The sequence below is a fragment of the Nocardioides sp. genome, from assembly GCF_051876515.1.
In the GTDB taxonomy this organism is placed as follows: domain Bacteria; phylum Actinomycetota; class Actinomycetes; order Propionibacteriales; family Nocardioidaceae; genus Nocardioides.
The window spans coordinates 21,915-30,627 of sequence record NZ_JBJEHY010000153.1 but is presented as its reverse complement, the minus strand read 5'-3'; the positions used below and the strand labels follow the sequence as shown (position 1 = coordinate 30,627).

Sequence of the window (8,713 nt, the reverse complement as noted above, 5' to 3'; positions counted from 1 at the left end):
GGCTGCGGCGCGGTGCTCGAAGGTGCCCACGGCGTCCCGGTTGGACTTCACGCCACGCTCGGCGACGTCGGGCGCCAGCTCCGTGCCCCGTACGCCCACGACGGCGCCGTCCTCGGTGACGAGCTCGTCGACCTGGTGGCGGAAGGCGAAGCGGACCAGCCCGGTCTCCTCTGCCGCCAGCACGGGTTCGGCGAAGACGCGGACGACCTCGGGGCCGGTGCCCCAGGTGATGTGGAAGCGCGGGACGGAGTTGCCGTGCCCGGTGGCGCGGCCGTCGCCGCGCTCGGCCCACCCGACGAAGGGGAGCGACTTGAGGCCCAGGTCGTGGAGGTAGTCGCGCTTGGTGGTGTGCGCGAACTCGAGGTACGCCTCGGCCCAGCGTGAGGGCCAGTGGTCCTCGCCGCGCCCGGGCCCGTCCGTGCCGTCGCCCAGGCGGTCGAACTGGGCGCTGCCGAACCAGTCCTGCCGGGCGAGGTCGGGCGAGTCCGTGATGCCCATGCGGCGCTGCTCGGGGGAGTCGACGAAGTAGAGCCCGCCGAGCGACCAGTACGCCTGCCCGCCGAGGTTCTTGCGGTTCTCCTGGTCGACGACCAGCACCCGCTTGCCGGCCTTGGCGAGCTCGTGGGTGGCGACGAGGCCGGCCAGCCCCGCCCCGACCACGATGACGTCGGGGGTGAAGGTGTCGGTGCTCATGGGTGCTCCTGGGGTGCGTGGTAGGGGCGGTCGGTGGGTGCGTAGCGGGCGACGATCATCTCGGCGAGCAGGCCGACGGCGCGCTCGACCGTACGGCCGGGTGCCGCGGTGGGGTCGGGGTCGAGGGAGGAGAAGGCCAGCCCGTCGAAGTAGTTGACGACCAGACTCAGCGCGGCGGCCCGGTCCTCGGGTGGGACGCGCCCTGCCCACAGCGTCGCGGCGGTGTCGAGCATCTGCTGCTGGAACCGTTGCCGCGCCGGCTGCATCGCGGCGCGCAGGTCGGCGTCGGCACGGGCGGCGACCAGCAGCTCGCGCCAGGTCTGGTTGGCCGGAGAGAGCACGACCGTACGCAGGTGGAGCAGCACCGCCGTCGTCTCCGCCACGTCGTGGACCGGGCGGCCGGCCATCGCGGCGAACGCCTCGACCTGGCGCTCGGCGACGTGCTCCGCCGTGGCGACCAGGAGGGCCTGGCGGGTGGGGAAGTGCCGGAACAGGGCTCCCTGGCTCACGCCCGCCTCGGCGCAGATGGCGGCGGTGGAGGTGGCGGCGTACCCGCGGCTGGTCAGGCAGGCGACCGTCGCGTCGACGAGCCGGCCGATCGTCGCACCGCGACGCTGGGCCTGGGTGCGGCGCGGCGCCGTACGGCTGCCGGGTGGGGAGACGGGCACGGCGCGAACCTAACATAGAGAGCAAGTGCTCGCTATGTATGAAGTGCGCTTGTCGGGTGGGGGATTCCGACCTGTTATGGGTGTTGCACCCCCCCTACAAGGTCGAAGTCCCCGCCAAGGCGGGGACTTCGACGTGCGGTGGGGGACTCTGGCCTCGGGTGGGGGATTCCGACGCAGACGAAGGCCCCGTACGCCACGAGGGCCGCCTCCCGGTCGGGAGACGGCCCTCGTGAGGACGAGTGGGACTCAGTCCTTGATCTCGCAGATGACCTCGCCGTTGCCGACGGTGGCGCCGACCTCGGCGCTCAGGCCGGTGACGGTGCCAGCCTTGTGGGCCTTGAGGGGCTGCTCCATCTTCATGGCCTCCATGACCACGATGACGTCGCCCTCGGCAACCTCCTGGCCCTCCTCGACGGCCACCTTGACGATGGTGCCCTGCATGGGGGAGGCGACGGAGTCACCGGAGACGGCAGCGCCCGCCTTCTTGGCGGCACGCTTCGGCTTCTTGGCGCTGCCGGAGGCAGCACCGCCGCCGAGGCCACCCAGGCCGGCCGGCAGGACGACCTCGAGGCGACGACCGCCGACCTCGACGGTGACCTTCTGGCGCTCCTCGGGCTCGTCGGCCTCGCCGGCGTCACCCGCGTACGGCGGGATCTCGTTGACGAAGTCGGTCTCGATCCACGTGGTGTAGACGTCGAAGGAGCCCTCGCCGGTCGGGTTGGAGGCGGCGACGTACGCGGGGTCGTTGAGGACGACCTCGGCGAAGGTCAGCGCGGTCGGCATGCCGCCGATGCGGAACTCGGAGATCGCGCGGCGCGAGCGCTCGATCGCCTGGGTGCGGTCGACGCCGGTGACGATCAGCTTGGCGACGAGGGAGTCGAACGAGCCGGGGATGGTCTCGCCCTTCTCGTAGCCGGAGTCGAGGCGGATGCCGGGGCCGCTCGGGGGCGCCCACTCGGTCAGCGTGCCGGGGGCGGGCATGAAGTTGTTGCCCGGGTCCTCGGCGTTGACGCGGAACTCGATGGAGTGGCCCTTGACCTCGGGGTCGCCGTAGCCGAGCTCCTCGCCGGCGGCGATGCGGAACATCTCGCGCACCAGGTCGATGCCGGTGACCTCCTCGGAGACGCAGTGCTCCACCTGGAGGCGGGTGTTGACCTCGAGGAACGAGATGGTGCCGTCGGCGGCCACGAGGAACTCGCAGGTGCCGGCGCCGACGTAGCCGGCCTCCTTGAGGATCGCCTTGGACGACTCGTACAGGCGGGCGTTCTGCTCGTCGGTGAGGAACGGCGCAGGCGCCTCCTCGACCAGCTTCTGGTGGCGGCGCTGCAGCGAGCAGTCGCGGGTCGACACGACGACCACGTTGCCGTGGGAGTCGGCGAGGCACTGGGTCTCGACGTGGCGCGGCCGGTCGAGGAACTTCTCGACCAGGCACTCGCCGCGACCGAAGGCCGAGATGGCCTCGCGCGTGGCGGACTCGAACAGCTCGGGGATCTCCTCGATGGTGCGGGCGACCTTGAGGCCACGCCCGCCGCCGCCGAAGACGGCCTTGATGGCGACCGGGAGGCCGAACTCCTCGGCGAAGGCGACGATCTCGTCGGCGCCCTTGACCGGCTCCTTGAGGCCCGGGGCCAGCGGGGCGCCGGCCTTGAGGGCGATGTTCTTGGCCTTGGCCTTGTCGCCGAGGCTGTCGATGGCGTCGGGCGAGGGGCCGATCCAGATCAACCCGGCGTCGATGACGGCCTGGGCGAACAGGGCGTTCTCGGCGAGGAAGCCGTAGCCCGGGTGCACCGAGTCGGCGCCGGACTTCTTGGCGACCGCGATGATCTTCTCGATGTCGAGGTACGACTCGGCCGGCGTGGCGCCACCGAGCGAGTGCGCCTCGTCGGCGAGACGCACGAACAGCGCGTCACGGTCCGGCTCAGCGTAGACCGCGACGGAGCCGATGCCGGCGTCCTTGGCGGCGCGGATCACGCGGACGGCGATCTCGCCACGGTTGGCGATGAGGACCTTCTTCAAGCTCACTCGGATACTCCTGGTTGCCTGGTGGCCACGGGCGTGCGTGGTCGAGGGGTCGAACGGACTGAGGTTACCTCCCGCGGTACCGGGTACCGGCGCGTGGTCCTGTTCGCGGACAGGTGGGGGTCCGGGTGCGACACGTTGACGGCGGGGAGTTGCACTTCGGCTTCGGGGTGGGAGGGATGCTCGACCTCTCCCGCCCCGAGCGGCGCGCGCGACCCGGCCCGTGGGTCAGACCGCCGCGTCCTGACGCGTCGGCCGCGCGATGGGCCTGGTGCGAGACGGGCCGAAGCAGGAGGCCACGGCACGCTGCAGCGGCCGCAACGCCCCTGACGCGCAAATGCCGACGGCCAGCGCCGCAACCAGCGCCAGCCACCGGTGCCCGGCGTCCTCCAGCGGGCGGTAGACCACCCAGTGGGTGAGGTAGATCGCCAGCGACGAGGCCGCCAACAGGTGCGCCGGGCGTACGACCCACGAGGACACTCTGCGGGGCGTCGGCAGGGCCGGCCACCACAGCAGCGCTGCCACGCCGCCCACCACGACGGCCTCACGTGCCGGGTCATCGAAGAAGCCGACGAGCAGCGCGGCGGTCGCGCAGAGGGTCAGCCACCGACGGAGGGCCGTGTCGGAGCGGGCCGTCACCCAGCCCAGGGCGAAGCAGAACGCGACCACCCCCGTCGTGTACCGCTCGGTCGCCCCGGCCTCTTGGCCGGTCCAGGCCCAGCGGAGCGCCGCGGCGGCCGAGAGCAGGGCAAGTGCGAAGGCGTACGGGTGACGGCGCTCGAGCCGGTGCAAGGAAGGGACAGCCATCAGCGCCAGCGCTGCCGCTGTGAGCCAGGCCAGTGACTCGATGAACCACATCTGCCACTGGTCGTCCCAGGAGTCCTGTCCCAGCAGGCCGTTGAGTAGGAGGACGGTGGTCGGCTCGTACTGCCCGGTCGCGAGTGCGATCAGGGCCAGCACGACGACGCTCGGCACGACGAGCTGTGCCAGGCTCGACAACCCGTTGCGGATCCGGACGTGTCGCTCTGGGGAGCCGAGCTGGAAGCGGGCGAAGTTGTAGCCCGACAGGGCGAGCAGCAGGTGTGCCCCGCCCTCCCAGGAGACGAGGTCGACGTGGCTGGCGACCACGGCCAGGATGGCCGCTGCCCTGATCGCCACCGTGGTGTCGAGCTGGGAGCCGGCGCTCGCCCCGACGGTGTCGTGGCCAGTCCGGCGCGCGGCGAGGTCCCGCAGGGGCAGCGACGGCCACTGAGGCGGCAGGGGGCCGAGGTGCTCCTCCAGGCGGGCCGAGGTCTCGACGAAGGACAGGGAGTCCCCGCCCAGCTGGACGAAGCTGTCCGCGCCGGTTACCTCTGCGCGCCCCAGCACGTGCGCGACGGTGTCCACCACCCACGCGACCCGGTCCTCGCCCGGGCCTGCGTCCAGCGCGGGCTCCGACTCGGCGAGCTCGGCCAGCCGGGCCAGGGCGGCCCTGTCCACCTTGCCGTTGGGGGTGCGCGGGAGCTCGGCCACCACGTGCGTCCGCACGGCCGCGGTGGGGAGCCCGCAGAAGTCGGCGACGCGGGTACGGGTCACCTCGGCGCGACGGCCGTGCAGGACGAAGGCGTGCACGTGGGTGGCCGTGGCGACCAGCTCGGCCGGAGAGCCGTTCTCCGACAGGAGTGACTCCACACGGGCCAGGTCCAGGCGGAGCCCGAACACCTTCGCGAACCGATTCCGGCGGCCCACCACCTCGAACAGGCCCTCGCGCATCCGGCCCAGGTCGCCGGTGCGCAGGTCGGCGGTGGTTGCCGCGAGGGCCAGGTCCGCCGGGCGCGAGGCGTACCCCATCATCACGTTGGGACCCGAGTAGACGATCTCGCCGGTGCCCGGCTCGTCGCTCTCCGGCACCGGCTCGAGGCGCAGGTGCCCGCCCGGGATCGCGTGCCCGATCGCGTACGGGTGCTCGGCGGCCAGGGAAGGGGGGAGCCACGCCATCCGGGCTGTGGCCTCGGTCTGGCCGTACATGACCACGAGGTCCCAGCCCTCGTCCCGCCCGCGCAGTGACCACGCGCGGACCCGGTCCGGCGCGAGCCGCCCGCCGGCGACGGTGATCTGGGTGAGGCTGGCGGTGGGGCGCGTGGCGAGGTCGACGCGCTCGAGCAGGTCGAAGGTGTAGGGGACGGCGGCCATCGTGGTCGCGCCCGACCGCTCGAGGTGGTCCCAGAACTCGGCGTCGGTCACGGACCTCTCAGTCACTGCCAACGAGCCACCCGCCACCAGGTGGCTGTGCACCACGGACAGGCCGTAGCAGTAGTGCAGCGGGAGGCTCGTGATCGCACGGCTGTGCGGCCCCAGACCCAGGAAGTCGGCGATGGCGGCGGCGTTGCTGTACACATTGGTGCGGGAGAGCCGTACGAGCTTGGGGGAGCCGGTCGACCCCGAGGTGCTCAGCAGCAGTGCGAGGTCCGGGTGCAGCACGTGCGCGGAGCGTGGGCGACGGACGTCGTCGCCCTCGACGGAGCACACCACGTCCGGGTCGAACTGGGCGACGAGGGCGTCGCGTTGCTCAGGGCGGCCGGCCGGGACGAGCAGGGAGACGTGTCCGTGGTCCAGCGCGGCGAGGTGGGCGACCAGGGCATCGAGCCGGTTTCCGCCCTCGACGAGAACGAGTCTCCGCCCTGGGCCCCACGACCGAGCCCTCATGGCGACCAGGCCCGCCAGTTCGTGGCGCGTGATCGTGGTGCCGTCGGGCAGGACCACGGCGGGGCGCGGATCGTGACCCGAGGGGTCGACGATCAGCGGAGTGGGCGCGGTCGTCACCCGCCCAGCCTAGGTGAGGAGAGGCTCTCCTAAGAAATGGCTGTGAACGGGTACGAGAGGACATCCGTGTCGACACGTACCCGGACCTCGGTGCCCACCTCGGGCAGGGCGGACCCGGCGCCCACGCGTGCCAGCAGGGCTGAACCGTCAGCGGTCCGCAGGCGCAGTGTCGCCTCGTGCCCGAAGTAGCTGACCTCCTCGACCCGCGCGACGACGCCGGTCCCGCCCAGGCGGACCTGCTCGGGGCGGATCACGACCTCCACGGCACCCTCGTGGGACCGTTTCGACGTCACCTCTCCCACCACGGTTGAGACGCGCGAGCCCGACGAGGTGCCCGGCAGCACGGTGGCGCCACCGACGAAGCGCGCCAGCTCGGCGTCCGACGGCCGGTCGTAGATGCCCTGCGGGCTGTCAGCCTGGACAACGCGGCCCTTGCGCATGACCACGACCTGGTCGGCCAGCGAGAGCGCCTCCCCCTGGTCGTGGGTGACCAGAACGGCCGTGGCTCCCGCGGCCCGCAGTGCGCGAGCCACGGCGCGACCTGTGGAGGCTCGCAGTGCGGTGTCCAGCGCCGAGAACGGTTCGTCAAGAAGCACCACCGACGGGCGCGGGGCCATGGCGCGCGCGAGTGAGACGCGCTGCTGCTGCCCGCCTGAGAGCTCGTGGGGCTGCCTGGTGGCGAACGAGGCGGGCAGCTCGACGAGGTCGAGGAGCTCGGCGACGCGGGTGCGGGTGCGCTCGACTCGGGGCAGGCCGAAGCCGACGTTGGCGGCCACGTCGAGGTGCGGGAAGAGAGCCCCCTCCTGGGGGAGGTAGCCGACCCGGCGCCGCTGCGGGGTGACCCACGCTCCGGGGCCGGCGACGACGCGGTCGGCGAACGCGATCTCCCCTCCGTCGGGGCGCTCGAATCCCGCCACGAGCCGGAGCAGCGTGGTCTTGCCGCACCCGGACGGACCGAGCACGGCGGTCAGCGAGCCGCTGTGGACCTCCAGGTTCACGGCATCCAGCGCCACGACGTCGCCGAAGCGCTTCGTCAGGCCACGTACGTGCAGGGTGCTCATGTCTCCACCTTCTCGCGTCGGACCAGCAGCAGGGTGGCCGGGACCGAGACCGCCACCAGCAGGAGGGCGTACGGCGCGGCCGCTCCGTAGCGAAGGTCGGAGGAGGCCGACCAGAACTCGGTGGCCAGGGTCCGGGTCCCGATCGGGGAGAGCATGAGGGTCGCGGTCAGCTCGGTGGCGATCGCCAGGAACACCAGGGCTGCGCCGGCGCCCAAGCTCGGCCCGATCAGGGGGAGCGTGACCCGCCGCGCGGTGGCCAGTGGTCCGTGGCCGAGCGAGTGGGCGACCTCGTCGAGGCGGGGAGGAGCCTGTTCCAGCCCGGCCCGCACCGACACCACGGCGCGCGGCATAAAAAGGATGACGTACGCCGCGACGAGCAGCAGGGTCGTCTGGTAGATCGCTGGGACCAGGCGCAGGGACACGGTGACGAGCGCCAGACCCACCACGATGCCGGGCAGTGCGTTGGCGATGTAGGTGCTGCGTTCGACCACGGTCGCGAACCGTCCGCGCACGCGTACCGCGAGCCAGGCGACCGGCAGCGCCAGCACGGTGGTGGCGAGCGCGCCCAGGGATGCCAGCCCCACGGTGCTCAGGGCTGCCGAGGCGAGCTCGTCGACGGGGAACTCCGTGGAGGCGCCCACCCGGAGCCAGTGGAGAAGGGCGTACACAGGCACTCCGAGGGCCAGGGCGACGACGCCTCCGACGACCAGGGTCGTCGGCCACCGTACCGGGCCGAGCCGTAACGGCGTCCTCCTGCGCGCCGCGCCGCTCGACACGCGCGCAAAGCGCCGATGCCCGCGCAGGCGCAGGTCGCCCAGGAGCAGCAGGAGGCACAGCAGGACGAGGACGCTGGCCATCATGGTCGCCGCCGAACCGTTGTAGGTCGAGCCGTACTGGTCGTAGATCGCGGTCGTGAAGGTGGGGAACCGGAGCAGCTGCAGCGCTCCGAACTCCGCCAGCAGGTGCAGCCCGACCAGCAGCACCCCGCCCAGCAGTGCCGGACGCAGTTGTGGGCCGATCACGGTGATCAGTGTCCGACCTCGGGAGTGGCCCAGAGCCCAGGCGGTCTCCTCCAGCGCGGGGTCCATGCCGCGCAGTGCCGCGACGGTCGGAAGGTAGACCAAGGGGAAGTACGACAGCGTGATGACGAGCCAGGCGCCCTGGAAGCCGACCGCGGAAGGCACCAGGGAGACCCAGGCGTAGGAGTGCACGAACGCGGGGACTGCCAACGGGGCGACCAGCAGGCCGTGGAGCAGGCGGCGTCCGGGCAGGTCCGTGCGTTCGACCAGGAACGCCAGTCCGACGCCGAGCGCGGCCGTGCTGGCCATGGTCGCCAAGGTCAGGGAAACGGTGTTCCACAGCAGCTCGCCGATGCGTGGTCGGACGAGCAGGTCCCAGGCGTCCTCAGGGCCGACCGAGAGTGACCAGGCGACCACGTAGCCGAGAGGGACGAGCGTCAGCAGGGCGACG

The 8,713-nt window shown here is 72.2% G+C and carries 6 protein-coding genes; all 6 read right to left on the bottom strand.

What is annotated here, in order from left to right:
* Positions 1-693 (bottom strand): FAD-dependent oxidoreductase (locus ACI379_RS11800; RefSeq protein WP_439792283.1); only part of this gene is annotated, 693 nt, incomplete at its 3' end.
* Positions 690-1,361, bottom strand: coding sequence for a TetR/AcrR family transcriptional regulator (locus tag ACI379_RS11795; protein WP_439792282.1), 672 nt, complete (start codon positions 1,359-1,361; stop codon positions 690-692). The genes ACI379_RS11795 and ACI379_RS11800, both read right to left, overlap by 4 nt.
* Positions 1,362-1,607: 246 nt before the next feature.
* Positions 1,608-3,383, bottom strand: coding sequence for an acetyl/propionyl/methylcrotonyl-CoA carboxylase subunit alpha (locus ACI379_RS11790; protein WP_439792281.1), 1,776 nt, complete (start codon positions 3,381-3,383; stop codon positions 1,608-1,610).
* Between the two features lie 225 nt (positions 3,384-3,608).
* On the bottom strand, positions 3,609-6,182 hold the full coding sequence (locus ACI379_RS11785) for an AMP-binding protein (protein ID WP_439792280.1): 2,574 nt from the start codon (positions 6,180-6,182) through the stop codon (positions 3,609-3,611).
* A 29-nt stretch (positions 6,183-6,211) separates the two neighbouring features.
* Positions 6,212-7,243, bottom strand: coding sequence for an ABC transporter ATP-binding protein (locus ACI379_RS11780; RefSeq protein WP_439792279.1), 1,032 nt, complete (start codon positions 7,241-7,243; stop codon positions 6,212-6,214).
* Positions 7,240-8,679, bottom strand: a complete 1,440-nt coding sequence (locus ACI379_RS11775) for an ABC transporter permease (protein WP_439792278.1) — start codon at positions 8,677-8,679, stop codon at positions 7,240-7,242. Before ACI379_RS11775 ends, ACI379_RS11780 begins: the two co-directional genes overlap by 4 nt.
* Positions 8,680-8,713 lie beyond the last annotated feature (34 nt).

Coding starts and splice junctions, on each gene's coding strand:
- ACI379_RS11780 (WP_439792279.1), bottom strand. CDS start 7,243: ATGAGCACCCTGCACGTACGTGGCCTGACGAAGCGCTTCGGCGACGTC.